Origin of the sequence: Ideonella sp. (assembly GCF_035254525.1) — a bacterium.
In the GTDB taxonomy this organism is placed as follows: domain Bacteria; phylum Pseudomonadota; class Gammaproteobacteria; order Burkholderiales; family Burkholderiaceae_C; genus Ideonella.
On the sequence record NZ_DATFAN010000061.1, the window covers coordinates 34,912 to 60,108 of the forward strand.

Annotated in this window: 25 protein-coding genes; 7 read left to right on the forward strand and 18 right to left on the reverse strand. The window is 71.1% G+C overall.

Annotation, left to right across the window (positions count from 1 at the left end; genetic code table 11):
* Window positions 1-33: 33 nt before the first annotated feature.
* Together VJ693_RS05615 and VJ693_RS05620 are read left to right on the forward strand one after the other, a co-directional pair.
* Window positions 34-552: a hypothetical protein gene (locus VJ693_RS05615; protein ID WP_324152525.1), complete on the forward strand. Its 519-nt coding sequence runs from the start codon at window positions 34-36 to the stop codon at window positions 550-552.
* Window positions 553-674: 122 nt separating this feature from the next.
* Window positions 675-1,079, forward strand: a complete 405-nt coding sequence (locus VJ693_RS05620; RefSeq protein ID WP_324152526.1) for a GFA family protein — start codon at window positions 675-677, stop codon at window positions 1,077-1,079.
* A gap of 12 nt (window positions 1,080-1,091) precedes the next feature.
* Here the strand turns inward: VJ693_RS05620 and VJ693_RS05625 are convergent, their stop codons facing one another.
* From VJ693_RS05625 to VJ693_RS05655, 7 genes are read right to left on the reverse strand one after another with little or no spacing between them, the layout of a single operon-like run.
* Window positions 1,092-2,495 carry a sensor histidine kinase gene (locus VJ693_RS05625; protein ID WP_324152527.1) on the reverse strand — a complete coding sequence of 468 codons (1,404 nt, stop codon included), beginning with the start codon at window positions 2,493-2,495 and terminating at the stop codon, window positions 1,092-1,094.
* A 5-nt stretch (window positions 2,496-2,500) separates the two neighbouring features.
* Entirely contained in the window at window positions 2,501-3,871 is a 1,371-nt protein-coding gene (locus VJ693_RS05630; protein ID WP_324152528.1) for a sigma-54 dependent transcriptional regulator, read from the reverse strand.
* 28 nt (window positions 3,872-3,899) lie between these two features.
* Complete coding sequence (locus tag VJ693_RS05635; RefSeq protein WP_324152529.1) at window positions 3,900-5,117, reverse strand: ABC transporter permease; 1,218 nt, start codon at window positions 5,115-5,117, stop codon at window positions 3,900-3,902.
* 8 nt (window positions 5,118-5,125) lie between these two features.
* On the reverse strand, window positions 5,126-6,430 hold the full coding sequence (locus tag VJ693_RS05640) for an ABC transporter permease (RefSeq protein WP_324152530.1): 1,305 nt from the start codon (window positions 6,428-6,430) through the stop codon (window positions 5,126-5,128).
* The gene (locus VJ693_RS05645) at window positions 6,430-7,803 is read right to left on the reverse strand and encodes a TolC family outer membrane protein (protein ID WP_324152531.1); all 1,374 of its coding nucleotides are present in this window, start codon (window positions 7,801-7,803) and stop codon (window positions 6,430-6,432) included. Before VJ693_RS05645 ends, VJ693_RS05640 begins: the two co-directional genes overlap by 1 nt.
* Window positions 7,804-7,805: 2 nt before the next feature.
* Window positions 7,806-8,528, reverse strand: coding sequence for an ABC transporter ATP-binding protein (locus VJ693_RS05650; RefSeq protein WP_324152532.1), 723 nt, complete (start codon window positions 8,526-8,528; stop codon window positions 7,806-7,808).
* Window positions 8,529-8,559: 31 nt separating this feature from the next.
* Window positions 8,560-9,840: an efflux RND transporter periplasmic adaptor subunit gene (locus tag VJ693_RS05655; protein WP_324152533.1), complete on the reverse strand. Its 1,281-nt coding sequence runs from the start codon at window positions 9,838-9,840 to the stop codon at window positions 8,560-8,562.
* A gap of 231 nt (window positions 9,841-10,071) precedes the next feature.
* On the opposite strand from VJ693_RS05655, the gene VJ693_RS05660 reads away from it, so the two are divergent.
* Window positions 10,072-10,935 carry a DUF6502 family protein gene (locus VJ693_RS05660; protein WP_324152534.1) on the forward strand — a complete coding sequence of 288 codons (864 nt, stop codon included), beginning with the start codon at window positions 10,072-10,074 and terminating at the stop codon, window positions 10,933-10,935.
* A gap of 2 nt (window positions 10,936-10,937) precedes the next feature.
* Window positions 10,938-12,119, forward strand: coding sequence for a DUF4382 domain-containing protein (locus VJ693_RS05665; protein ID WP_324152535.1), 1,182 nt, complete (start codon window positions 10,938-10,940; stop codon window positions 12,117-12,119).
* A 10-nt stretch (window positions 12,120-12,129) separates the two neighbouring features.
* Here the strand turns inward: VJ693_RS05665 and VJ693_RS05670 are convergent, their stop codons facing one another.
* Complete coding sequence (locus VJ693_RS05670) at window positions 12,130-12,807, reverse strand: TetR/AcrR family transcriptional regulator (protein ID WP_324152536.1); 678 nt, start codon at window positions 12,805-12,807, stop codon at window positions 12,130-12,132.
* A gap of 73 nt (window positions 12,808-12,880) precedes the next feature.
* Here VJ693_RS05670 and VJ693_RS05675 point away from each other — a divergent pair, with 73 nt between their 5' ends.
* The gene (locus VJ693_RS05675; protein WP_324152537.1) at window positions 12,881-13,327 is read left to right on the forward strand and encodes a DUF2214 family protein; all 447 of its coding nucleotides are present in this window, start codon (window positions 12,881-12,883) and stop codon (window positions 13,325-13,327) included.
* Here VJ693_RS05675 and VJ693_RS05680 read toward each other — a convergent pair.
* From VJ693_RS05680 to flhB, 6 genes are all read right to left on the reverse strand, one after another.
* Window positions 13,321-13,818 carry a histidine phosphatase family protein gene (locus tag VJ693_RS05680; RefSeq protein WP_324152538.1) on the reverse strand — a complete coding sequence of 166 codons (498 nt, stop codon included), beginning with the start codon at window positions 13,816-13,818 and terminating at the stop codon, window positions 13,321-13,323. The genes VJ693_RS05675 and VJ693_RS05680 overlap by 7 nt on opposite strands.
* A 51-nt stretch (window positions 13,819-13,869) precedes the next feature.
* Entirely contained in the window at window positions 13,870-14,583 is a 714-nt protein-coding gene (locus VJ693_RS05685; protein ID WP_324152539.1) for an RNA polymerase sigma factor FliA, read from the reverse strand.
* Between the two features lie 22 nt (window positions 14,584-14,605).
* Window positions 14,606-15,403 (reverse strand): flagellar biosynthesis protein, encoded by a 798-nt coding sequence (locus tag VJ693_RS05690; protein WP_324152540.1) that lies wholly within the window; start codon window positions 15,401-15,403, stop codon window positions 14,606-14,608.
* A 14-nt stretch (window positions 15,404-15,417) separates the two neighbouring features.
* Window positions 15,418-16,995 carry a flagellar biosynthesis protein FlhF gene (flhF, locus tag VJ693_RS05695; protein ID WP_324152541.1) on the reverse strand — a complete coding sequence of 526 codons (1,578 nt, stop codon included), beginning with the start codon at window positions 16,993-16,995 and terminating at the stop codon, window positions 15,418-15,420.
* Complete coding sequence (flhA, locus tag VJ693_RS05700; RefSeq protein ID WP_324152542.1) at window positions 16,992-19,085, reverse strand: flagellar biosynthesis protein FlhA; 2,094 nt, start codon at window positions 19,083-19,085, stop codon at window positions 16,992-16,994. The genes flhF and flhA overlap by 4 nt, the downstream gene beginning before the upstream one ends.
* 210 nt (window positions 19,086-19,295) lie before the next feature.
* Window positions 19,296-20,450 carry a flagellar biosynthesis protein FlhB gene (gene flhB, locus VJ693_RS05705; protein WP_324152543.1) on the reverse strand — a complete coding sequence of 385 codons (1,155 nt, stop codon included), beginning with the start codon at window positions 20,448-20,450 and terminating at the stop codon, window positions 19,296-19,298.
* Window positions 20,451-20,538: 88 nt separating this feature from the next.
* Here flhB and VJ693_RS05710 point away from each other — a divergent pair, with 88 nt between their 5' ends.
* Window positions 20,539-21,432: a DUF3667 domain-containing protein gene (locus VJ693_RS05710; protein WP_324152544.1), complete on the forward strand. Its 894-nt coding sequence runs from the start codon at window positions 20,539-20,541 to the stop codon at window positions 21,430-21,432.
* Here the strand turns inward: VJ693_RS05710 and VJ693_RS05715 are convergent, their stop codons facing one another.
* The 4 genes from VJ693_RS05715 to VJ693_RS05730 all read right to left on the reverse strand — a co-directional run bounded on the left by VJ693_RS05715 (window position 21,433) and on the right by VJ693_RS05730 (window position 24,661).
* Entirely contained in the window at window positions 21,433-21,867 is a 435-nt protein-coding gene (locus VJ693_RS05715; protein ID WP_324152545.1) for a hypothetical protein, read from the reverse strand.
* Between the two features lie 80 nt (window positions 21,868-21,947).
* Window positions 21,948-23,096 carry an alpha-hydroxy acid oxidase gene (locus VJ693_RS05720; protein WP_324152546.1) on the reverse strand — a complete coding sequence of 383 codons (1,149 nt, stop codon included), beginning with the start codon at window positions 23,094-23,096 and terminating at the stop codon, window positions 21,948-21,950.
* 96 nt (window positions 23,097-23,192) lie between these two features.
* Entirely contained in the window at window positions 23,193-24,134 is a 942-nt protein-coding gene (locus tag VJ693_RS05725; protein WP_324152547.1) for a LysR substrate-binding domain-containing protein, read from the reverse strand.
* Between the two features lie 17 nt (window positions 24,135-24,151).
* Entirely contained in the window at window positions 24,152-24,661 is a 510-nt protein-coding gene (locus tag VJ693_RS05730) for a hemerythrin domain-containing protein (protein ID WP_324152548.1), read from the reverse strand.
* A gap of 118 nt (window positions 24,662-24,779) precedes the next feature.
* On the opposite strand from VJ693_RS05730, the gene VJ693_RS05735 reads away from it, so the two are divergent.
* Window positions 24,780-25,196 (forward strand): YbaN family protein, encoded by a 417-nt coding sequence (locus VJ693_RS05735; RefSeq protein WP_324152549.1) that lies wholly within the window; start codon window positions 24,780-24,782, stop codon window positions 25,194-25,196.
* Window position 25,197 lies beyond the last annotated feature (1 nt).

The window sequence follows — 25,197 nt, forward strand, 5'->3', positions numbered from 1 at the left end:
CGAACTCCGACCTCTGGAGGCGCTCCAATCAAGATGGCACGCGTGCTCGCCTTCATCGTGGGTGCGGTCGCTGGCTGGGCGGCGATGACCGCCGATGCCGAACTGCCGGCTGCACCGGAGTCGGTCGCCTGCCGCCAGGCGCTCGACGCGCTGCAGGCGCAGGAGACGGCTGCACTGTCGGCGGCACGCAGCGCGCCGCCATCGGCTTCGGCGCCCGGTGCCGCCGCTTCGGCGCTGCAGCCGTGGCGCGAGCGGGCTGCGCGGGCCTGCCTCGGCGGCAGCCGCGGCAGCGCCGCGCCGGCGCGCACGGCGCAGCCGCCCGTGACGGTGTCGCCCGTCACCGCCGGCCGGCCCCTGACCGCGCCGGTGGCCCCACCGGTGCCGGCGCAGCCAGCGCTGCCCGCCCGCTCCGAGCCGCTGCTGACGGTGGTGGGTTGCGACCCGGCCGGCTGCTGGGCCAGCGACGGCTCGCGCCTGAACCGCGTCGGGCCGAACCTGGTCGGGCCGCGCGGCGCCTGCACGCTCGAAGGGGCGGTGCTGCGCTGCCCTTGAGCCCACGGCACAGTCGGAAACAGCAGGCTTGACCTGGCACTGGCAGCATGGCCGGCGCCGCGCCGACACGCGCGGTGATCGACCCTCACCAGATTCACACATTCAGCCAGGAGAAGGACCCGATGAAGAAGAGCTACACGGGGAGCTGCCATTGCGGCGCCGTGCGTTACGAGGCCGACATCGACCTCGCGGCCGGCACCGGCAAGTGCAACTGTTCGATCTGCACCAAGACGCGCAACTGGAGCGCGATCATCAAGCCGGCCGACTTTCGCCTGTTGTCCGGTGAAGCGGATCTGCTGGACTACCAGTTCGGCACCATGAGTGGCCACCACCTGTTTTGCCGCCACTGCGGCGTGCGCCCCTTCGGCCGCGGCTACATCGAGCAGATCGGCGGCGACTATGTCTCGGTGCAACTGTGCACGCTGGACGACGCGCCGCTGGAAGAGCTGGCCAACGCCCCGGTCAGGTTCGCGAACGGGCGCGACAACACCTGGTGGGAGGCGCCGGCCGAGACGCGGCATCTGTAGCGCGCCAGCGGGTCAGCGGCTGGCGTCGACCGGCAGCACGAGCGTGACCGCCAGCCCGCCGCCTTCGCGGTTCGCCAGGGCGATGCGCCCGCCGTGGGCCTCGGCGATCTCGCGCGCGAGGGCCAGGCCGAGGCCGGTGCCACTGCGCTTGGTCGAGTAGAACGGCAGCAGGGCCTGGGCGAGCACCGTGTCACTCATGCCGGGGCCGCGGTCGGCCACCGTGAAGCGCATCTCGCTGGTCGTCGTGGCCAAGGCCAGCGAGATGTCCTGCGCCGCGCTGCCCGATTCGTGGGCGTTCTTCAGCAGGTTGATCAAGGCCTGCTCGACCTGGCCGGCGTCGAAGCACGGGGGTGATGCCGGCGCCGCGCCGAGCCAGCTGAATTGGCTGTGCGCGCCCAGCCGATCGAGAAAGGCCGGCCAGTCGACCGGCTCCGGGCGCGGCTGCGGCAGCTTCGCGAACCGGGCGTAACCGGCCAGGAAAGTGTGCAGATGGCTTGCGCGCTCGGCGATGCTGTCGAACACCCTGGGCAGGCGTTCGGCCTGGCCGCGGCGGGCGAGCTCGGCGCCGCTGTGCGCGAGCGAAGAGATCGGCGCCAGCGAGTTGTTCAGCTCGTGGCTGATCACGCGGATCACCCGCTTCCAGCTGGCCACCTCCTCGCGGGCCAGCTCGCGCGTCATGCGGCGCAGCAGGATCAGGCGGTGGCGCACGCCCTGCAGCAGCAGCGGCCGCTGCGACAGGTGGAAGTGCTCCTCGTGGCCCGCGCTGTCGCTGACCGAGAAGAGCTGGTCCTGCCCGCTTTGCACGGCGTCGCGCAGGTCGGGCGGGGCGTCGGCCAGCACGGTGTCGAGCGTATTGCCGACCAGGCGCCGGCCCTCGGCCAGCATCTGGCGCGCGGCGATGTTCGCGTAGACGATCTGGCCACCCTCGTCGCACAGCAGCAGCGCCAGCGGCGTGTTCTGCACGACGGTGTCGAGCAGCAGCTCGCGCTGCGCGAGCTGCTGGCGCTGGTCGCGCAGGGCCATGCCGAGTTCGCTGTGCAGGCGCAGCAGCTCGCCGAGCTCGCCCAGCGGGGCATGGCCCGGCGCGCGGATCGACATGCTGAAGTCGCCCTCGCGGTAGCTCAGCACCGCGCCCTGCAGCGCGCGCAACAGGCGCTGCAGCGGGCCGACGGTGACGGCCGCCATCCAGGCCAGGAAGGGAAACAACAGCAGCGCCGTCAATGCGAGTGCGCTGGCGCTGCCGGGTGCGGGCGCTTGCACAGCCCAGCCGAGCCGGCGCTGCAGCAGCGCCATCAGCGCGGGCAGCGGCCATTGAACGATTGCCACGTGCACCAGGCCGGCCAGCGAGGCCGTGGCCAGCAGCAACAGTGTCAGGCGGGCCTGCAAGCTGAGAGCCAGCGCACGAAGGCCGCCCATGCGGGTCAAGCGGCGGTGTCGGCCACCGGGCCGCCAGCCCCCGCCATGCCGTAGCGCTCCATGCGGCGATACAGGGCCTGGCGCGACAGGCCCAGCGCCTGCGCGGCGCGGCTGACCACGCCGTGGGCCTCGGCCAGCGCGGCGAGCACGGCGTCCTTGCCGGGTTCGTCGAGGTCGCGCGCCGCGGCGGGCCGGCTCGGCAACTCGATCTGCAGGTGCGCCGGCACGACCGGGCCGTCGCCGGCCAGCAGCGCGGCGCGGGCCATCACGTTCTTCAGCTCGCGCACGTTGCCGGGCCAGGCATGCGCGAGCAGCACATCGCGCGCGGCGTCGGTCAGGCGCGCGGCGGCCGGGCCGAGGAAGTGCGTGGCCAGCGGCAGCACGTCGTCCCGCCGCTGGGCCAGCGGCGGCACGCGCAGCTCGAACACGTTGAGCCGGTAGTACAGGTCTTCGCGGAACGTGCCGGCGGCGACCATGGCCTTCAGCTCGGCATTGGTCGCGCTGACGATGCGCACCTGTGATTCGCGGGTGCGGCTCGAGCCCAGGCGCTCGAAGCGGCCGGTCTCGAGCACGCGCAGCAGCTTGACCTGGCCGGCCAGCGGCAGGTTGCCGATCTCGTCGAGGAACAGCGTGCCGCCGTGGGCGGCCTCGAAGCGGCCTTCACGCGCGCGGTGGGCGCCGGTGTAGGCGCCGCTGTCGACACCGAACAGCTCGGCCTCGATCAACTCGGCCGGCAGCGCGCCGCAGTTCAGCGCGACGAAGGGCAGCGCCTTGCGGGCCGAGTTGGCGTGCACCAGCGCGGCCACACGCTCCTTGCCGACGCCGTTCGGCCCGGTGACCAGCACCGGCAGCTCGGTGCGTGCGACCTGCGCCGCCAGCTCCAGCGTCGACAGCATCGCCTCGGACTGGAACACCAGGCCATCGATGTCGAACCGCTGCTGCAGTGCCTCGCGCCGTGCCCGCCGCTCCTGCCGGGCACGTTTGAGCTCGCGGGTGGTCTCGCCCAGCTCCAGCAGGTTCTGCACCGTGGCCAGCAGCTTGGCGTCGTCCCAGGGCTTGGCCAGGTAGTCGGCGGCACCGGCCTTGACCAGCTCGACCGCGCTCTCCAGCCGCGTCCAGGCCGTCAGCAGGACCACCGGCAGGTCGGGGCTGCGCTCGCGCAGCGCGCGAAACAGCGCCGAGCCCTCTTCGCCCGAGGTGGTGTCGGCGCTGAAGTTCATGTCCTGGATCACCAGGTCGACCGGCTCGCGCGCCAGCAGGCCCAGGCCCTCGGCCGGCGCGGTGGCGACGAGCGCGCGGATGTCGCGCAGCGACAGCAGCAGCGCGAGCGCTTCGCCGACGCCGGGGTGGTCGTCGATGATCAGGACGGTGTGCATGAGGCCCGTGAGGATAGCAACCCGCTGATCAACTGCGCAGAGCTGCCACCGGTGGCAGGGCCGCCGCGCGCCGCGCCGGTGCGAGCACCGCGAGCTGCCCCAGGCCCCACAGCACCAGCGCGCCGACGGGCAGGAAGGCCAGCGGCAGCGGCGGCAACTCGTAGCTCGCCATCAGCACCAGGCTCAGGCCGAAGGCCCCCAGCATGCCCAGCGCGATGCCGACGCCCGAGAGCAGGAAATTCTCGAGCTGGAAGTAGCGCAGGATCTGGCCACGCGTGGCGCCCATCGCGCGGCGCGTGCCGATCATGCGCGTGCGCTGCTGGACCCAGAAGCTGGCCAGGCCGACGATGCCGAAGGCCGTGACGACCAGCAGCGCGACGATCACGCCCCCCATCAGCCAGGCCATCGAGCGGTCCTGCGCGTAGAACTCGGCGCGCATCTCGCTCAGCAGCCGGCCCTGGGTGACGATGCGGGACGGGTCGTTGCGCTCGATCGCCGCGGTCGCCGCCTTCAGGGCCGCCTCGCGCTGCGCCGGCGCGACGCGCAGCAGGTAGGTGCCGTTGCGGAAGGTCGGCCGCACCGGGAACAGCATCGCGTGCTCGCTCTCGTTCTCGGCCTTGCCGGGGTAGGGGTGCGGCAGGCTGCGGACGACGCCGATCACGGTGGACGGGGCCTCGTCGTAGGCGTAGACCGTGCGGCCGAGTGCCGACTGGCCCGGAAAGAGCTTGTCGGCCATCGAGCGGTTGATGATGACCTGGCCGACGCTGGGCTGCTCGGCCTGGTCGACCACCGAGCTGGCCAGGAACTCCTCGGGCTTGAAGTCGCGCCCCTCGACGAGCTGCAGGCCCATCGTGGCGACGACACCCTCGCCGCCGACGTAGTGCGCGGCCACGGTGCGCTGCTCGTTCTTGTCGGCGGTGATGTGCACGCCGCTGTTGTTGCTGTTGTGGCCGTAGACGATCTGGTTGACGATCGTTGCGTCCTTCACGCCGGGCAGCGTGCGCAGCGCGGCGAGGTCGCGCGCGGTCAGCTCGTCGGGGTCGGCCGGGCCGCCGGTGCTGCGCGCGGCGAGCACGACGAGCTCGGCCTCGGGCAGGCCGGTGTCGCGGTTCAGCACACCGAGGCGGTGGCTGATCAGGTGCAGCGCATTGCAGACGATCGCGCTGGTCAGCGCGATCTCGATCACGATCAGGCCAGCTGCGGTCTTGTGGCGGCGCAGGGTCGACAGGATGGGCAGGATGTCCATTCGGTTCCTCATTGGGTCTTCAGTTGCTGGGCCGGCGTGACGGTGGCGGCGCGCCAGGCCGGCAGCAGGCCGGCGACGAGGCTGGCCGCGAGCGCCAGCGCGAAGGTCAGCGCGAGCATCGGCCAGTCCATCTGCGCGAGCGGGGCGTACTCGGCCGGGCTCTGGCGAACCAGCCACAGGCCCAGCATCGCGAGCCCGAGGCCGAGCACGCCGCCGGCCAACCCCAGCGTACCGGCCTCGGTGACGAACTGGGCGAAGATCGCGCCGCGCGTGGCGCCGAGTGCGCGGCGCACGCCGATCTCGGCGGAGCGTCGCAGGCACTTGGCCAGCAGCAGGCCGACGGTGTTGGTCAGGCACACGAGCAGGAAGCCGAAGGCCAGCACCACCTGCAGCCGCACGTCGCCCGGCACCACCTGGCGGTGGACCAGCCACTCGGTCACGTTGCGCAGCCGCACGTTGGCCGGCCGCTCGTAGCGGCCGGCGCGGCGTTGTTCCTCGGAATACTGAACCAGGTAGTCGCGGAACGCGGCGGCCTGGTCGGCCGATTCGAGCTCGACCCAGTACTGGATCCACGCGCAGGGCGCGGCCAGGTCGCGTGGGCCGACACCGGCGCCGCCGTTGCCCCAGCAGTTCATGTTGCCCGAACTGCCGAACTTCAGGCCCATCGCCGTCGAGAAGGGCAGGAACACCTGCTCGGATTCGGCCATGCCCAAGGTCAGGTCGTAGAAGTGGGGCACCGGCCGCCATTCCTTCAGCACGCCGATGATGCGCATGTCGACGCTGCGCACGCGCAGCGTGCGGCCGACACTGTTCTCGCCGCCGAAGAGCTGGTCGTTGAGCGACTTCGAGATCACGACGACGCGGGCCTGCGCTTCATCGGCCGCGGCATCCCAGCCGCTGCCGAACTGGAAGGGCGCGTCGAACATCGCGAAGAAGTCGGCCGAGCTGTAGCGGGCCGGCGCGTAGAACGGCTTGACCGCGGTGGACTCGGGCTGCACCGGCACGTTCGCGCCCGTCATCATCACCTGTCGCTTGGCGTGTTTTGCGCGCAGCAGCGCCTCGGCGTCGAAGCGGGTGAGCTGGAAGGTCGGCTCGTCGCCCGGCTTCCAGCCGATCGTGTTGGCCGCGTCGAGCTCGACGTCGAACAACCGGTCGCTCTTGTGCGGGATCGGGTCGCCCGACAGCACGTGGTAGACCGTCAGCGTGGTCATGCAGGCGCCGATGCCCAGCGCCAGCGCCAGCACCATCAGCACGCTCAGGCCGCGGGCGGACTTGAAGCTGCGCAGCGCGAGATCGAAGTAGTAGGCGAGCATCACGTTTCCTTTTTCTCAAGGTACGACGGGCCGCTCCCGAGTTCCTTGACCCCCACGGGGGGCGGGCTGGGCGTTAGCCCGGCCCTCGGGGCCCTCAGAAGCCATTCGTTGACGGCCGCCAGCTCGGCCTGCCCGAGCACGCCGGCGGCCTGCTGCAGCAGCAGCCGCGCCAGCACGTAGCCGTGGCGTGCCTGGTCGTGCGCGTTTTGCGCGGCGGCCTGGGTCTGGATCGCCAGCAGCAGGTCGGTCATCGTGCGGGTGCCCAGGCCTTGGCCGGCGCGGGTCGACGCCAGTGCCTGGTCGGCGGCGGCCACCGCGGTGCGCGTGCTTTCCAGCAGGGCCACGCCGGCGACGACCGCCTGGTACTGCGCCTGCGTTTCGCGCACGAGGGCGCGGCGGGCCGCTTCGAACTCGTCGCGCGCGATGTCGCGCTGAAAGCCCGCCTGGCGCAGCTGCGACTGCGTCGCGCCGCCGGCGAACAGCGGCACGGTCAGGCGCAGCGCGAACTGCGTGCCGCCGCGGCGCTGCTCGTCGCTGATGCCGGCGCCGCCGCTGCGAGTGCTGTCCAGCCCGGCGCTGAGCGTGGGCCAGTGGGCCGCGCGCGCGGCGCCGATGCGCTGCTCGCCGGCATCGACCAGGCGGGCCTGGGCCTGCAGCGACGGGTTGCCGCGCAGCGCCTGGTCGACCCAGGCCTGCGGGTCGCGCGGCTCGGGCGGCAGCGCCGGCAGCTCGGCAGCCAGCGGCTGCAGCTCGCCCGGTGGCTGGCCGGTGATCTGCGCCAGCGCCTCGCGCGCATCGGCCAGCGCCTGGCGCGCCTGCACGGTGGCGCCGCGGGCCAGCGCGTGGTAGGCGCGCGCCTGGTCGACATCGACCTGCGCCGACAGGCCGGCCTCGAAGCGCTTGCTCGCCTGCGCCACCTGGGCCGCGAACGCGTCCTCGTTGGCCTGGGTAGTCGCGAGCGCGGCCTGTGCCGACAGCACGCCGAAGTAGGCGGTGGCCACGCGCGCGCACAGCGCCTGCTCGGCTGCGCGCAGGCGCAGGCCCTGCGCCGATTCGAGCGTTCGCTCGGCCTCCCAGGTGCGGAGCCGGCCGAGATCGAGCAGCACCTGGCTGACACGGCTGGCGAGTTCGCGCTGGCGCGTGCCGTCCTGCTGGTCGCGCAGTTCGGTGGCGTCGAGCTGCCACTGCGGCAGCAGCGCGGCGCGGGCCTGCAGCGCGAGCTCGTGCTGCACACCGCGCTGCGCGTCGGCCATGGCCAGCACCGGGTCGGCGGCGCGCGCCATGGCGTAAGCCTGCAGCAGGTCGTCGGCCGACGCCGGCCGGGCCAGGCCGAGCGCGAGCGCCAGCGCGAGGAGTGAAGGGCGCAGGCGCATCGTCAGGAGGCCGAGGCGGCGTGCGGGCGCAGCAGCGCCGGGTCCAGATGCAGCTCGGCGGCGATGTCGACGACCTGGCCGTCGATCACGTGCACGTTACGCTGCGCGCGCGCGGCGAGCTGAGGGTCGTGCGTGACCATCACGATCGTCGCCCCCTCGCGGTGCAGCTCCTCCAGCAGGTCCATCACGCTGCGTGCCATCTGGCTGTCGAGGTTGCCGGTCGGTTCGTCGGCCAGCAGCAGCTTCGGCTGCCCGGCCAGCGCGCGGGCGATCGCCACGCGCTGCTGCTGGCCGCCCGACAGCTCGCTCGGGTAGTGCCGCGCGCGTGCCGACAGGCCGACGCGGGCCAGCGCATCGGCCGCGCGCTGGCGCCGCTCGGCCCCGGGCAGCCCGCGGTAGCGCAAGGGCACCTCGATGTTGTCGATCACGTTCAGGTCGGGGATCAGGTTGAAGGCCTGGAAGATGAAGCCGATCTTCTGGTTGCGGATGCGCGAGCGCTCGTCGTCGCCCATGCGGCTGACGTCGACGCCGTCGAGCTCGTATCGACCCGAGGTGAACGCCTCCAGCAGGCCGGCGATCGTCAGGAAGGTGGTCTTGCCCGAGCCCGAGGGGCCGGTGACGGCGACGAATTCGCCTTCGCGCACTTCGAGGTCGAAGTGGCGCAGCGCGTAGGTCTCGACCATCTCGGTGCGATAGACCTTGGCCAGGGATTGCATCTTCAGCATGGGGTGGGCTCCTGGGTCGTTGTGGGGCGATTCAAGGGGTGATCACGACGCGCTCGGCGCCGCGGAAGTGGTCGGCGCCGGAGATCACGACGCGCTCGCCGGGCTGCAGGCCCTCGAGCACCTCGACCTTGGCCAGGCTTTGCGCGCCGAGCTTGATGGCGCGCTTTTCGGCGATGCCGTCGCGCAGCACGTAGGCGGTGCGGCCGCCGCCTTCGTCGACGAAGCTGCCGCGGGCGACGCTCAGCACGTTGTCGCGCCTGTCCAGCAGCACGCGCACCGACAGCCGCTGGTTCTGGCGCAGCTGCTCGGGCACCGCGCCGTCGAAGCGCAGGCGCGCGGCGACCTCGCCGTTGACGACCTCGGGCGAGACCGAGCTGACGCGGCCGGCCCAGCGCTGGCTGTTGCCGCTGATCTCGCCCGGCATGCCCGGCTGCAGCTCGCGTGCGAAGCTCTCGGCGACCTGCATCTGCACCTCGAGCTGCGACAGGTCGATGATCGTCAGCAGCCTGGCGTCCTTGGCCACGCTCATGCGGTCGGCGACGAAGAGCTGGCCGACCTGGCCGTCCACCGGCGAGCGCACCGTCAGCTCGCCGCTCTGGCGCTCGATGTCCTTGACCAGGAGCTGCTGGCGCTCGAAGGCCTGGCGCTTGGCCTGCAGCTCGAAGCGCATCGCGTCGTCCTTCAAAGTCGACAGCTCCTGCGCCTGCTTCAGCGCGACCTGGGCGCGCTCGACCGCGTCACGCGCCTGGTCGACCTGCGAGCGCGCGGTGGCGCCGGCGTCGAAGGCCTGGGTCTGGCGAGCCAGCTCGTTCTGCGCGGCCTTGTGGGCGATGGCCGCGGTCTCGAGCTGGCCCTGCGCGATCGCACGCTGCTGGCGGGCGTCGGCCTCGGCACGCAGCGCCTCGCTGTGCAGTGCATCGGCGTTCGAGCGCTCCTGCGCCAGGCGGGCGTTGAGTTCGGGGCTGGCGATGCGCACCAGCGGCTGGCCCTGCTTGACCGGGTCGCCGGCCTGGACCAGCAGGCTCAGGGAGCCGGCGCTGCCGGCGTACAGCGTCGGGCTGACCGCGGCGACGACCTTGCCTTCGCCGGCAACATCGCGCGTCAGGGGCCCGCGCTCGACCTCGGCCAGTGCCAGCCGGGCCTGGCTGACCGACTGCCCCGCCTGCAGTCCGCGCGTCAGCCCCGGCCAGGCCCAGGCCGCCAGCGCCAGCGCGACCCCACCGCCGACCGCGGCCAGCACCTGGGCCCGGCGCCGCCGCCAGAGCGGTTGGGGGGCGAGGGCGCGGTCTTGCGCAGAGGTGTCTCGAATCATGGTGTCCGGCATTGGGGTGGGGTGGCGTCGGGGTGTCATTTCGCAAGCTGCGTACCAGCCGGGGAATCCCAGGATTCTTCTTCTTAATCAAGCGCTTACCACTGATCGCGGCTCGCCGACGGTGTCCGCGGACAGCCGGGCGGACAGTTCTGGCGGACACGGCACCCGGTCACAACTTCGAACAGTCGTCAGCATGGAGGCGGCGCATGATTTGGGAAAATTTTCCCAATCATGGACGCTCCCATCCCCCGCCAAGGCGTGCTCGAAGCGGCACTTGCCAGCCTGCTGCGGCCGCTGTTCCGCCTGCTGCTGCGGCAGTCGGTGTCGTTTCTGGCCTTCGAGGCGATCGCCAAGCGGGTCTACGTCGACGTGGCGATGAAGGAGTTCGCGATCGAGGGCAAGCTGCCGTCGGTGTCGCGCGCCGCCATCCTGTCGGGCCTGACGCGCAAGGAGGTGCGGCACCTGCTTTCCGAGCCGGCGCCGGCCCCGGGCGAGGAGGGCGAGCGCTACAACCGCGCTGCGCGCGTGCTGACCGGCTGGCTGCGCGACGCCGACTTCCGTGACTCGAACGGCCAGCCGCGCCCGCTGGCCGACGAGGGGGAGCAGGGTTTCGCCGGCCTCGTGCGGCGCCATGGCGGCGACGTGCCGCCGCGCGCGGTCATGGACGAGTTGCTGCGCGTCGGTGCGGTGCGGCGCGACGACGCGGGCCGCGTCGTGCTGCAGGCGCGCGCCTACGTGCCCGCGATCAGCGCGACGGACAAGTTGGCGATCCTCGGCAGCGACGTGGCCGACCTGATCGCGACGATCGACCACAACCTCGCCCCCGGCCTGGCCGACCCGCGATTCCAGCGCAAGGTCATGTACCACCGCATTCCGACAGCGGCCTTGCCCGCGCTGCGCAAGCTCAGCGCGATGCAGGCCCAGGCCTTGCTCGAGCGGCTTGACGGCTGGCTGCAAGAGCACGACACGGGCGTTGCCCATCACGAGACCAAGAGCGAGACCGAGACAGGCTCCGAGCCGCATGCGGCACGGGTCGGCGTCGGCATCTATTACTTCGAGGAGCCCATCGGCCCCTCCGATTCATCAGGAGAATGAACATGAAGCTGCAACGCATGGTGTTGTCGGCCTGCGCGGCGTTGGGCCTGCTGCTGGCTGGTTGTGGAGGTGGCAGCGGTGGCGGCGGCGGGGGCATCGGCGGCACGGGCGTGATGCGCGTGTCGCTGACCGATGCTCCCGCCTGCGGCTATGACGAGGTGAACGTCACGATCGACCGCATCCGCGTCAACCAGAGCGCGGATGCCGGGGACAACGACGCCGGCTGGACCGAGATCGTCATGAACCCGGCCAAGCGCGTCGACCTGCTGACGCTGCAGAACGGTATCGTCGAGGCGCTCGGCGAAACCCCGCTGCCGGCCGGCAAGTACACGCAGCTTCGGCTGGTGCTGGTCGATAACAGCCAGGCCCAGCCGCTGGCGAATTCGGTCATCCCGACCGGCGAGGCCGAGACCGAGTTGCACACGCCCAGTGGCCAGCAGAGCGGCCTGAAGGTCAACATGGATGTCGACGTGGCCGAGGGCCAGGCGGTCGACGTGGTGCTCGATTTCGATGCCTGCCGCTCGGTCGTGAAGGCAGGCAACTCCGGCCGCTACAACCTGAAGCCGGTCATCACCGCGACCCCGATGCTCACGACCGCCGGTCAGGGCGTGGTGGGGTATCTCGACCCGGCCATCGCGCTGCCGAGCACGCTGGTCAGCGTCCAGCAGGGTGGTGTGGTCGTCAAGGCCACGGCGCCCGACCTGGCGGGCAAGTTCGTGCTGTACCCGGTGCCGGCCGGCAACTACGAGCTGGTGGTCAGCGCCGAGGGCCGCGCGACCGCCGTGATGACCGGCGTGCCGGTCGACACGGTGGCGGTGACCAACGTCAGCACCGCGGTCGTGCCGATCGTGCCGTCGGTCGCCGCCTTCGGCACCGCGTCGGTCGCCGGCACGGTGACGCCGGCCACGGCGACGGTGCGCGCGCTGCAATCGTTCAACGGCGGACCGACGGTCGAGGTGCAGTACGCCGCGGTCGACGCGCTCAGCGGCGCCTTCAGCTTCACGCTGCCGCTGGATCCGCCGGAAAGCACGGTCTACGTCGCAGCGCCGACCTCGATCAGCTTCAGCGCCGACCTCACGGCCACCGGCCTGTACACCATCGAGGCCGCGTCCGGCGGGGTGGTCAAGACGCAGGCCATCGACGCCAAGCTGCCGGTGCCGCCGATGAGCTTCACCTTCCCTTGATGCCCTCGAGTCAGGCGCTGCCTGGCGCGGCCACGGGCCGCGCCAGGCCATCGATCAGCAGGCGCAGCAGCTCCGCGCCCATGGCGCTGGCGGCGGCGCCGGAGTCGGCTGCGTCGGCCGCCAGGCCGAAGAGCTCGCCGGTCTGCTGCTCGAGCACCAGCGTGACGTAGCCGTGCACCAGCGACCAGGCCAGCAGGATGCGCTGGCCTCGCTCGGCCGCCGGGAGGCGGCGCTCGGCCAGCAACGCGTCGATCGAGTCGCGCAGTGCATCGCCCACGCGCTGCCCGGCGGCGCGCAGGGCGGCGTCCTGCGGGTCGAGCCGGTCGCGGCGGAACATCAGCTGGAACAAGGCCCGGTTGGTCAGCGCGAAATCGATGTAGGCCTGGCCGACCGCGCGCAGCCGTGCGGTGGCATCGCCGGCCGGCGCGAGCGAGAGATAGCCGTCCATCGTGTCGGCCAGGCGCGCCAGGCCGGCGGCGGCGCAGGCGCTGAGCAGGCCGCGTGCATCGCCGAAGTGGTGCGCCGGGGCGGCGTGCGAGACGCCGGCACGGCGCGCGCACTCGCGCAGCGTGAACGCCTCCAGCCCCTGCTCGCGTAGCAGCGTCTCGGCGGCGGCGATCAGCGCCTCGCGCAGCGCGCCGTGGTGGTAGGTGTCTGCCGTGGGGGGAATATCTCGCCGCGAGGCCATCAGGGATTCTAACTTGACAGCGTCAAGTTAAGGTTTGAGAATCGCCCCACTTTGATCTTGACGGTGGAAAGATATGGACCCGATGATCCTCGATGCGCTGCTGGCTTCGTTGCACCACCTGCTGGTCTTTTCGCTGGTGGCGGTGCTGTTCGCCGAGCTGGTGCTGGTAGATGGCCTGACCGACGGCGACCGGCTGCGCCAGCTCGCCCGGCTCGACCAGGTCTACGGCGCGCTGGCCGGCGCGGTGGTGCTGGCCGGCTTCGTGCGCGCCGTCTTCGGGGCCAAGGGCTGGAGCTATTACGCATCGAACCCGGTCTTCTGGGCCAAGATCGGCGTCTTCGTGGCTGTCGGGTTGCTGTCGGCGGTGCCGACGGTGCGGCTGATCCGCTGGCGCAAGCAGACCGCGCTGCCCGATGCCGCGGCGGTCTACGACCTGCGCCGCTGGATGCTGGCGCAACTGGGCCTGCTCACGCTGATTCCCTTGCTCGCGGCGCTGATGGCGCGCGGCATCGGTTACTGACCGGGCAGGCCCTTCGGGCTGTCGAGGTTCACGCGCACCGGGTGCCGATCGCCGACATCGGCCCAGCTGGCCGCGTCGAAGCCGCACTCGAGCACCGCGCAGGTCGGCATCTCGGTGATGTCGGGCGCCAGGCGGTGGGCCAGGGCGCTGATCTCGGGGTTGTGGCCCACCAGCATCAGCGTGCGGTGGCGGTCTTCGGTGTCACGCACGATCGCCAGCAGCGCGGGCGGCGTCGACTCGTAAAGGCGCTCGTCCGCGACGATCGAAGTGCGCGGGTGGCCGAGCGCGTCGGCGATCAACTGGGCCGTGCTCAGCGCGCGCAGCGCCGGGCTCGTGAGGATCAGGTCCGGGTGCACGCCGCGCCGGGCGAGGCGCTCGCCCATGCGGGAGGCGTCGCGCAGGCCGCGGTCGTTCAGCGGCCGGTCACGGTCGGCCAGAGTGGGGTCGTCCTTGCCGGACTTGGCGTGGCGGATGAGGAGCAGCGTTTTCATGCGGATCTCCGGGGCAAGGCGCGTGCCTTGGCCGTAGATCCTGGCGCCGAATCACCACTCGCGCAACTTGACCCTCAGCCGGGCGATCGACTGGCTGTGCAGCTGGCACACGCGCGACTCGGTCACGCCGAGCACGGCGGCGATTTCCTTCAGGTTCATGTCGTGCTCGTAGTACATGCTCATCACGTACTGCTCGCGCTCGGGCAGCTTCTTGATGGCGTCCACCAGCGCCTGGCGCATGCGGTGGTCCTGCAGCTGGGACAGGGGGTTGGCATCTTCGTTGGCGACGTGGCGGTCGAGGAATTCGTCGCCGCCCTCGTCACCCGACATGTCTTCCAGGTAGACCAGCTGCGTGCCGCGCACCTTGGTCAGGGTGTCCTGGTAGTCGGTCAGGCTGACGCCGAGCTCCTTGGCGATCTCGCTCTCCTGCGGCGCGCGGCCCAGGCGCTGCTCGAGCTTGTGCACGGCGGTTTCGATCTCGCGCTGCTGGCGGCGGTTGCCGCGGCTCATCCAGTCGCTGCCGCGCAGCTCGTCGAGCATCGCGCCGCGGATGCGCTGGGTGGCGAAGGTCTCGAACTGCACGCCCTGGTCGGTGTCGAAGCGGCCCAGCGCGTCGTGCAGGCCGATCATGCCGACCTGGATCAGGTCGTCGATCTCCACGTTGGCGGGCAGCTTGGCGATCATCTGGTGCGCGAGCCGGCGCACCAGCGGGCTGTACTGCTTGAGCAACGCGTTGGAGTCGAGGCGTCCGGTGGCGGTGTACATGGGCGGTCTCCCGGGGGGCGTGTCAGTAGACGTGTTGTTCGTGGGCGGCGGCCAGGGCGCCGGGGCCGAAGCCGGTGTCGGGCGCTTCGGGGTCGAGCAGCTGATTGGCGGCCAGGCGCGCCAGCGCCGGCGTCGCGGGCGCATCGAGCGGGTCGCGCTTGTCGAGCCAGACGGCTTCACGCACCACCGCGCCGAGGAAGGAATCGGCACAGCTGGCCAGCCGCTCGGCGATGCGCTGCGCGGCCCGGGGCGCGCCGGCCATGCCGGTCAGCAGGTCGAAGGTCATCAGGCTGGAGCGCTGGGCCAGCAGCTTCATCGAGGTGTAGGCATCGGTCAGGCTGGCCGGGTCGAGCGAGGTCGTCAGCACCGGGCGCACCTCGCGCCGGCCGAGCAGGCGAACGAGGTCGCGTGCGTTGGCATGCAGCAGCAGCACGTCGGCCTGCGGCGCCGCCGTCTCGACCGCGCTGAGCCAGGCCTCGCACGAGCCGCGCGAGTTCACGTGGCGCAGCGGCAGGCCGCGCGCGGCGAGGTAGCTCATGTTCGGGCCCAGCGATTCGATCGCCGCGGCCAGGTCGATCTCGGCCACCGCATTGGCGCGTGGTGCACTGTCGGCCGCGTCGATGACCAGCGTGTGGGCGCCGAGCTCGGTGAAGGCACCGGCCAGCCGCTCGAGCAGCACGGGCGTGCAGTCGACATGCGCGTTGAAGGCGACCGGCACCAGGCGCTGCCGGCGGCCGGAGGCGAACAGCCGGCGCAGGCCCTCGGCCTGGTCGACCGGCGGCGCGTACCACTCGTCCATCGTGGGGGTCTGGCTTCGCATGGTGTGCGGCGTGCTCAGGCGTGCAGCGGCGAGGCGCCGGCCGAGCCGATGGACCGGCCGCCGCGCGGCGCCGAGGCGAAGACGAGTTGCACGTCGTCGGCCTCGAGCTTCCAGGTCGGGTTGGTGGTGGCGCGCAGCGCGCGCTGCACCAGGGCCTGGGACGACAGGCGGTGCCAGTCTTCGGGCACGCGCTGGCCGTTGGCCACGCCCAGCACCTTCAGCTTGTGGCGGATCAGCGCGTCGAGCGCCGGGGCCAACTTGACGGCCTCGTCGATCTTCGACAGCACGACGCCCTTGCACTGGGCGGCCCGCCAGTTGGTGATCACCTCGTCGATGGTCTCGCCCTGGGCCGCCGCGTCGACCACCAGCAGGCGCTGGATCGAGCGGTGCGAGAGCATGTCCAGCAGCTCGCGGGTGCGGCTGTCGCGCTGGGCCATGCCGGCGGTGTCGATCAGCACCATCTTCTTGCCTGCCAGCAGCTCGAGCAGGTCTTCGAGCGAGGCGCGGTCGTGCGCGGTGTGCACCGGCACGCCGAGGATGCGGCCGTAGGCGCGCAGCTGCTCGTGGGCGCCGACGCGGTAGGCGTCCAGCGTGATCAGGCCCAGGTTGGCGGCGCCGTACTGGGTGGCAAAGGCGGCGGCCAGCTTGGCGGTGCTGGTGGTCTTGCCGACGCCGGTGGAGCCGATCAGCGCGTAGACGCCGCCTTGCTCTTCGAGCGCGGGCTCGTGGTCGCCGGCGAACAGGTTGCGCTCGAGTACGCTGGTGGCCCAGACCATTTCGTCGGCCGCGTTGGCGGGCAGCGCGTCGACCAGCTTGCGGATCAGGCCGGGCGAGAAGCCGGCGTCGAGCAGCTTCTGCGCGAGCAGGGCCTGGCGCGGCTGGCGCTGCAGCTTCTCCATGAAGGCCAGCGCGCCGAAGCGCTCTTCGATCAGGCCCTTCATCGAGCGCAGCTCGTTCATCATGTCCTGCTGGTCGCGGCGGGCGGCGGCGGCGCCGGGGCCGTCGTCGTGCATCGCCGGCATGGCCGACAGGCTGGGCATCGAGGCGGCGAAATCACGCGGTTCGGCGCGCGGCTCGGTGCGGCTGCCTTCGTCGGCGCGTGGCAGCGGGCGGCGGGCCGGGGCTTCGGCCGCGGCGCGCGCCACATGACGCTCGGATGGGCGGTCGGCCGCGATGGCGGGGCTGGCGATGTCGTCCTGGCCGAGCGCGGCCTGGCGGCGCTTGAGCATGCGCTCGCGAACGTAGTCCTGGAACGACAGCGTGCTCATCGCCATCTGCTCGACGTCTTCCTGCACGTCGGCGGCGGCGCGGCGGCCGGCGGCCGGCTGGGCGTTCTGGCGCTCGACGCGGGCGGCGAGGCTTTCGCCGCGCGGGGTGGGGCGGGCGGCCGGGGCCGTGCGAGCGGCGCTGACGAGCGGCGCGGTCTCGGCGACCTTCTCGATCTGCGCCACCGAATCGGGCGCCATCGCGAGCACTTCGACGCCTTCGGGTGCCGGCTTGGTCGACAGCACCACCGCGTCTTCGCCGAACGCCTGGCGGACCAGGGCGAATGCCTCGCGGGAGGTGCGGGCCGTAAAGCGCTTGACGTTCACGATGTTGCTCCAATGATCGAGCCGATCCGGATCGAATGGGTCTCAGGAATCTCGCTGTGCGCCAGCACCTTCAGGCGAGGGGCGGCACGCTTCAGCAACCGGGCCAGCGGTGCGCGCAGCGCATCGGGCACCAGCAGGCAGGCGGGCACGCCCAGGTTCTCCTGCTTGCGCACGCTCTCGGCGGCCTGCTTGGTCAGGGCCTCGGCCACGCCCGGGTCCAGCACCGCGCCGTGCGGCGAGTTCAGGGCCTGGTTGACCATGCGCTCGAGATCGGGCTCCAGCGCGATGACGTCCAGCTCCTTGGCGGGGCCGTAGATCTGCTGGACGATGGCCGGGGCCAGGTGGATGCGGATGCGGCGGGCCAGCTCGGCCGGGTCGGTCACCATCGAGGCGTGCTCGGCCAGGCATTCGATGATCGAGCGGTAGTCGCGGATGTGCACGCCTTCGTCGAGCAGCAGCTGCAAGACCTTCTGCAACGTTGCGATGCCAACCATCTTGGGGACCACGTCTTCGATGAGTTTTGGGGCCAGTTTCGTCACATGCTCGACCAGCGCCTGGGTCTCGATCCGGCCCAGCAGCTTGGCTGCATTCACTTGCATCAAGTGTGAAAGGTGGGTCGCCACCACGGTCGAGCAATCAACCACCGTATAGCCACTCATTTGCGCCTGCTCGCGGTGGCGCTCCTCGATCCACACGGCGGGCAGACCGAAGGCCGGGTCGACGGTCTTCGTGCCCGGCAGCTGGGGCACCGAGCCGCCCGGGTTGATGGCCAGCTGCATGCCGGGGAAGGCTTCGCCCTCGCCGACCACCGCGCCGCGCAGCGTGACGCGGTACATGCTGGGCTTCAGATCCAGGTTGTCGCGGATGTGCACCGAAGGCGGCAGGAACCCCACCTCCTGCGCGAACTTCTTGCGGATGCCCTTGATGCGGGCGAGCAGGTCGCCCTTGCGGTCCTTGTCGACCAGCGCGATCAGCCGGTAGCCCACTTCCAGGCCCAGCGTGTCGACGGGCTGCAGGTCGTCCCAGGTGGCCTCGGCGTTCGCGGCCGGGGCGGCCTGGGTTGCGTCGATCTTCGGCTGCTTCGCTTCGCGCTTGGCGCGCTGGGTCAGCCACCAGGCGTAGTAGCCGATCACGCCGGCCATCAGCAGGAACACCAGGTGCGGCATGCCCGGCACCAGGCCCAGCAGGCCGATGATGCCGGCGGTGAGGCCGAGCGCGCGCGGCGAGTTGAAGACCTGGGTGCGGATCTGGTGGCCGATGTCGTGCTCGGAGCCCACGCGCGAGACCACCATCGCCGCGGCCACCGAGATCAGCAGGCCGGGGATCTGCGCGACCAGCGCGTCACCGACCGCCAGCAGGATGTAGGAGCTGGCCGCTTCGGAGGCCGACAGGTCGTGCTGCGCGACACCGATGGTGAAACCGCCGACCACGTTGATCAGCAGGATCAGCATGCCGGCGACCGCATCGCCGCGCACGAACTTCGAGGCACCATCCATCGAGCCGAAGAAATCGGCTTCCTCGCCGACTTCGGAGCGGCGCTTCCTGGCTTCGGCCTCGTCGATCAGGCCGGCGTTCAGGTCGGCGTCGATGGCCATCTGCTTGCCGGGCATCGCATCGAGGGTGAAGCGCGCGCCGACCTCGGCGATGCGCTCGGCGCCCTTGGTGATCACGATGAAGTTGATGACCACCAGGATCGCGAAGACGATCAGGCCGACGGCGAAGTTGCCGCCGATCAGGAAGTGGCCGAAGGCCTCGATCACCTTGCCGGCGGCGCCGGGGCCGGTATGGCCTTCGATCAGCACGACGCGGGTCGAGGCCACGTTGAGCGACAGCCGCAGCAGCGTGGTGACCAGCAGCACGGTCGGGAAGGCCGCGAAATCGAGCGGCTTGATCATGTTGGCCGCAACCAGCATGACCATCAGCGACATCGCGATGTTGAAGGTGAAGAACAGGTCCAGCGCGAACGGCGGCAGCGGCAGCACCATCATCGCCAGGACCATCACGATGAACACCGGCGCCATCAGCGCACGCAGCAGCACGGCGTTCTGGGCGCCGAACAGGGCTTGCAGTTGTTGTTGGAGCGCGTTCATCGGCAGCAGTCAGCAGGCGGGCATCGTGAAACCGGATGTTGCCCGGGCGGCCGGAAAACTTGAGCCGGAAAAGGGCCGGGAAACCGGCTGTGTTCGTGGGCCCCCACGCCCCCTTCCGGGGGCTGCCCCCCCCTGGGGGGCTCGCGCAGCGGACCGGCAAAGCCGGGTCCGCGCACGCCACTTGAAGCGGCGGCGCCGCGCGCGCCGTGGTCAGCGCGCCGGGCGGCGGCCCTTGGCGTGGAAGGCAGGCGACTGGGGGTCGAGCTCGTCGGGCACGCTGATGCTCGGCTGCGCGATCGCCGCATTGGGCGTGCGGCGCAGCGCGTAGACCCAGGCCAGCACCTGCGCCACGGCGGCGAACAGCGCGGCCGGCACCTCCTGGTCGAGCTCGCAATGCGCATACAGCGCGCGCGCCAGCGGCGGCGCCTGCAGCACTGGCACCTTGGCGTCGCGCGCCAGGTCGCGGATCTTCAGCGCCAGCAGATCGGTGCCCTTGGCGACCACGCGCGGCGCGCCCATCTTCGCTTCGTCGTACTTCAGCGCGACGGCATAGTGGGTCGGGTTCATCACCACCAGGTCGGCCTGCGGCACGGCGGCGAGCATGCGCTTGCGCACCATCTCGCGCATGCGGGCCTTGATCTTGCCCTTGACCTCGACGTTGCCCTCGGCTTCCTTGTGCTCCTGCTTGACTTCCTCGCGGGTCATCTTCAGGCGGCCGAGCCACAGTTGGCGCTGCATCGGTACGTCGATCAGGGCCCAGCCGCCGATCACCAGCAGCATCAGCCCGAAGCCGGCGGCGATCGTGTGCGACAGCGTCGCGATGCCCTCGGGCAGCGGCATCGCCAGCAACTGGGCCAGGCCCTGCCACTGCGACTTGAGGTAGAGCACGCCGACGGTGCCGATCACCGCGGCCAGCACGCACATCTTCAGCAGGTCCAGCAGGTGCTGCTTGGCAAACAGGCGCCCGATGCCGGCGATCGGGTTGAAGCGGCCGAAATTCGGCTGCAGCGCCTTGAAGCTGACGTTCCAGCCACCCGACAGCACGGCGGCGAGGATCGCCACCACGGCCATCAGCAGGCCCATCGGCACGATGACCATCAGCCCCTGCGCGGCGAGCGACCAGAACTGCCGGCCCATCGCGTCCGGGTTGGCGATCATCTCGTGGTCGAAGCGCAGGCCATTGCTCAGCAACTGCTGCAGCCAGCCCGACAGCGGCCTCGCACCGGCCATCATCAGCGCGCCGCCGGCGGCCAGCGCCGCGAAGTGGCCCAGGTCGCGCGAACGCGGTATCTGCCCGTCCTCGCGGGCGCGGCTTTTCTTCCGCTCTGACGCGGGTAAGGTGCGGTCCTGGGCGGAATCGGCCATGTCAGCTCACATGGTGCCGGGCGGGGGCGGAATCTTGAGCGCGAAAAGACCCGCGAAGTACCGCCAGTTCTCGCAATAATCCAGCGCCGTGAGCGCCGTCACTGTCACCGCCGTTCCCCCGCCCGAGGCCTGCCGCAATTGCGGCTCGCTGCTCGTCGAGCCCCGGCCCAACTACTGCGGCCACTGCGGGCAGGAGACCACCCTGAAGCCGCCCACGGTGGGCGAGTTCCTGCAGCAGTTCGGTGGCAGTTACGTGGCGATGGAGGGGGCGCTCTGGCGCACGCTGCTGACGCTGCTGTTCCTGCCTGGGCGGCTGACCCAGGAGTACTTCGCCGGCCGCAAGCGGCGCTATGTGCTGCCGCTGCGCCTGTACCTGACGATCAGCGTGGTGGCCTTGCTGGCGCTGCAATGGTCGACCGTGGTGCGTCCGCCGACCGGGCAGCCGGTGATCCTCGACAGCAGCGACGAGTTCAACAACACGCGCCTGGAGATCACCGATTCGATCAAGGCCGGCATGGAGAACGGCCGGTTCGTCTGCAAGGGGCCGCCCGCCGCCTGGTGCGAGCGCTTGCAGGAACGTTTCTCGCTCGATGCCAAGGGCATGGAGCGCGAGCTGCGCAAGGTGCCCGAGCGATTCGTCAGCCACTGGGGCAGCGCGATGTTTGCGCTGCTGCCGCTGTATGCCCTGCTGCTGAAGATCGTCTACTTCAACCGGCGCATGCGCTGGTCGGAGCACCTGGTCTTCGCACTGCACCTGCACGCCTTCCTCTTCGCGATGGTCATCGTGCAGCTGGCGGCGATTCCCTGGGTCAAGGGGCTGGCGATGGCGGCGATGCCGGTCTACTCGATCGTCGCCTTGCAGGCGGTCTATGGCGGCCGCTGGTGGGCCACCACGCTGCGCGTGGTGAGCCTGGGCTTTTTCTACTTCGTCGCCCTGACCACGGCGATGGCGATCGTCGCGGTCTGGGCCTTCATCGCCTGATCACTGCATCAGGCCGGACAACACGCCGCTGGCGGCTTCCTTCAGCTTGGCCTTGGCCAGGTCCTGGCATTGCTCGCGCGTGGCGTTGGGCAGGGCATCGAAGGCAGTGGCGGTCCTGTTCGGCTTGAACACCAGCGACTTGCCCACCGTCACCGGCATCATCATCGCGCGGGCGGTGACGACACAGGTCTTGCCTTGGTTGAAGCCGCCCTCGACCTCGCTGACGAAGCCCCAGCGCTTGGTCGGGTAGAGCTTGTTGAGCTTGACGACCTTGCCGGCCAGCAGCTCGTTCCACACGGCCTGGGCCGAGGCCTTGTCGATCACGCCGTCGGAGGAGTGGTCCAGCGTGATGTAGACGGGGTCGGCCGCATGGGCGGCGTGGGCGGCAAGCGCCAGCAGGGGCGTGGCGAGCAGGCAGGCGAGGCGGGTCTTCATGGGAGTCCTTCGTGGCATGACGGCAGCCCTGGATGAGGGGCTCTGCCGGGCCGCGGAAGTATATGCAGCCCCGGCTCCGATCAAGGCGCCGTGCCGGGCAGGAGAATCCCTCGATCGACGGTGTCGATCTTCGTGTGGCCGCAGAAGGCCATCGTCAGGTCGAGCTCCCTGTGGATGATCTCCAGCGCCTTGGCCACGCCGGCCTCGCCCATCGCGCCCAGCCCGTAGAGGAAGGCGCGGCCGATCAGCGTGCCGCGGGCGCCGAGTGCACGGGCCTTCAGCACGTCCTGCCCGGAGCGGATGCCGCCGTCCATCCACACCTCGATCTTCGAGCCCACGGCGTCGGCGATCGCCGGCAGCGCCTGGATCGACGAGGGCGCGCCGTCGAGCTGGCGACCGCCGTGGTTGCTGACGATCAGCGCGTCGGCGCCGGAATCGGCCGCAAGGCGGGCGTCCTCCGCATCCATGATGCCCTTGAGGATCAGCTTGCCGTCCCAGCGCTTCTTGATCCACTCCACGTCGGCCCACGACAGGCTGGGGTCGAACTGCTTGGCGGTCCACTCCGACAGCGAGCCCATGTTCTCGACGCCCTTGACGTGGCCGACGATGTTGCCGAAGCCGCGCCGCGAAGTGCCCAGCATCCCCAGCCCCCAGCGCGGCTTGGTCATCAGGTTCAGGAGGTTGGCCAGCGTCGGCTTCGGCGGCGCCGACAGGCCGTTCTTCAGGTCCTTGTGGCGCTGGCCGAGGATCTGCAGGTCCAGCGTCAGCATCAGCGCTGAGCACTTCGCGGCCTTGGCGCGGTCGATCAGGCGCTCGATGAAGTCGCGGTCCTTCATCACGTAGAGCTGGAACCAGAAGGGTGCCTTGGTGTGGGCTGCCACGTCCTCGATCGAGCAGATGCTCATCGTCGACAGCGTGAACGGGATGCCGAAGGCCTCGGCCGCGCGCGCGGCCAGGATCTCGCCGTCGGCGTGCTGCATGCCGGTCAGGCCGGTGGGCGCGATGGCCACCGGCATCGCCACCGGCTGGCCGATCATCGTCGTGGCGGTCGAGCGGCCCTCCATGTTCACGGCCACCCGTTGGCGCAGCTTGATCTTGGCGAAGTCAGTCTCGTTGGCGCGGTAGGTGCTCTCGGTCCATGAGCCGGAGTCGGCGTAGTCGTAGAACATGCGCGGCACGCGCCGTTGGGCCAGGACGCGCAGGTCCTCGATGTTGGTGATCACGCTCATCCGTTGTCTCCGGCAGTTGGCTTGTCGGCCGGATGCTAGCGGCCGGACCGGGCCGGCGGCCGGAAAGATGTTCGCGTCGCGCCGGAATCGGCTTCGCTAAACCAGCGCCAGGCCTTCGGCCGCCGCACGCGCGCCGGCTTCGCGCAGCCAGGCGGCAAAGGCCTCGGCGGCCGGTGTGGGGCGTGTGCCGGGCAGCAGGTGGTAGGCGGTGGCGGCGGCCACCATCGGCGTGCGGCCGATGCCCAGCGCGGGCGCCAGCTCGCCGCTGCGCAGCATCTGCCGTGCGAGCGCCGGCCGGGCCAGCGCCACGCCCTGGCCGCAGCGCGCGGCTTCGAGCGTCAGGCCCAGGTCGACCAGGCGCGGGCCCTGGTCCGGCTCGGGCCAGTCGAGGCCCTGGGCGCGGAACCACGGTTGCCAGGGCTCGACCGGCGTGCGCAGCAGCGGCAGCCGCGCCAGCTCGGCGGGGGTGCGCGGCGTCGATGCCTCGGTGGCCAGCAGCGCCGGGCTGGCCAGCGGCAGCAGGTGATCGCGCCACAGCGGCGGCACATCGGCCCCGAAGGCGCCCGCCGGGCCGTGGCGCACTTCCAGCTCGGCATCGGCGCCGGCCAGGTCGAGGTAGGGCACCGACAGCACGATCTCCAGTTCGACGCCGGGGTGCCGGCTGCAGAACTCGGGCAGCGCGGGCACCAGCACCTGGCGGGCAAAGGTGGGCGGCGCGCTGATGCGCAAGCGCTCGCGGCGCTGAGCGGCACGCTGGTGCAGCGGCATCGCCGCCAGCAGCGCGAGCGCGGCGCGCACCTGCTCGAGGTATTCCTTGCCGGCGGCCGACAGCGCCAGCGTCTTGGCGCCCCGCTGCAGCAGCACCACGCCGAGCAGGTCCTCGAGCGCACCGATGCGCTTGCTGACGGCGCTGGCGGTGATCGCCAGCTCGTCGGCCGCGCGCTCGAAGGTGCCCAGCCGCGCGGCGGCCTCGAAGGCGCGCAGGCCCTCGAGCGAGGGTAGGCGCAGGTCGGCGGAAAAGGGCGGCGGGGCGCTCACGCCCGCATTCTGGCTGCTCAGGCTTCGGCCGGCTCGCCGGGCTGGGGCGAGGGTGAGCAACTCGAGCCGCCGCAGCCGGTCATGCCCTGCGCCGCCGGCGCGCGGGCGATGTGGCCGGTGGCCGGGTCGTAGCCGATCTGGTCCAGGTGCGAGGCCAGGGCCGCGTCCATGCTCTGCGCGTGCATGCGAAACCAGGCGCCCAGTTCGGGCAGCACCCGCCCGAGCGGGCCGAAATCGGCCTGCTCACGGGCCAGCCGGGCCACCTCGTGCATCAGGCCCAGCACCTGGGCGTGCTGGAAGCTGTGGCAGTTCTCGGGCGCGAAGCCGGTGGCCGTCATCCAGCGGTCTTCCTGGCCGAAGTGGGCCACGGTGTGCTCGACCAGCACCTCGTAGGCGGCCAGGCCCGCCTCGCGCGACTCGGCCAGGGCCGTTTCTGCGGCGCCCAGCAGCGCAACGAATTCCTCGTGCGTCGCGTCCATCTGCGGGTGGGCGAGGACGAGTTCGTCGGACCAGGTCAGGCTCGGCATGGCGGCAATTCATGCAAAAGGGGGATCGGGATTGTCCCCGACCGGTGGCGGGCGGGCATCATCAATCCGGAGCGACCTTGCGCTGACGCAAGGCGGGCCGGCTCGGCACAATCGGCCCATGCCCGAAGACCGCGCCCCCGGCGTACCCACACCTGCTGGCGCCGCCGTGCCCTGGCGCTGGGTGCGGCGGCTGTGGCTGGCCGGCGGCGCACTCGCGCTGCTGCTGGGCATCGTCGGCATCGCGCTGCCGCTGTTGCCGACCACCCCCTTCGTGCTGCTGGCGGCGTTCTGCTTCGCGCGCGGCAGCGAGCGTTGGGAGCGCTGGCTGCTGAACCACCGCCACTTCGGCCCGATGGTGCGCAACTGGCGCGAGCGGCGCGCCGTGCCGCTCGCGGCCAAGCGGCTGGCCACGGCGATGATGGCCGCGAGCAGCCTGTGGGCCGGGCTGACGCTCGCCGCACCCTGGCGCTACGTGCCGACCATCTGCTGCACGGCGGTCGCGATCTGGCTCTGGCGGCTGCCGAGCTCGCGCTGAG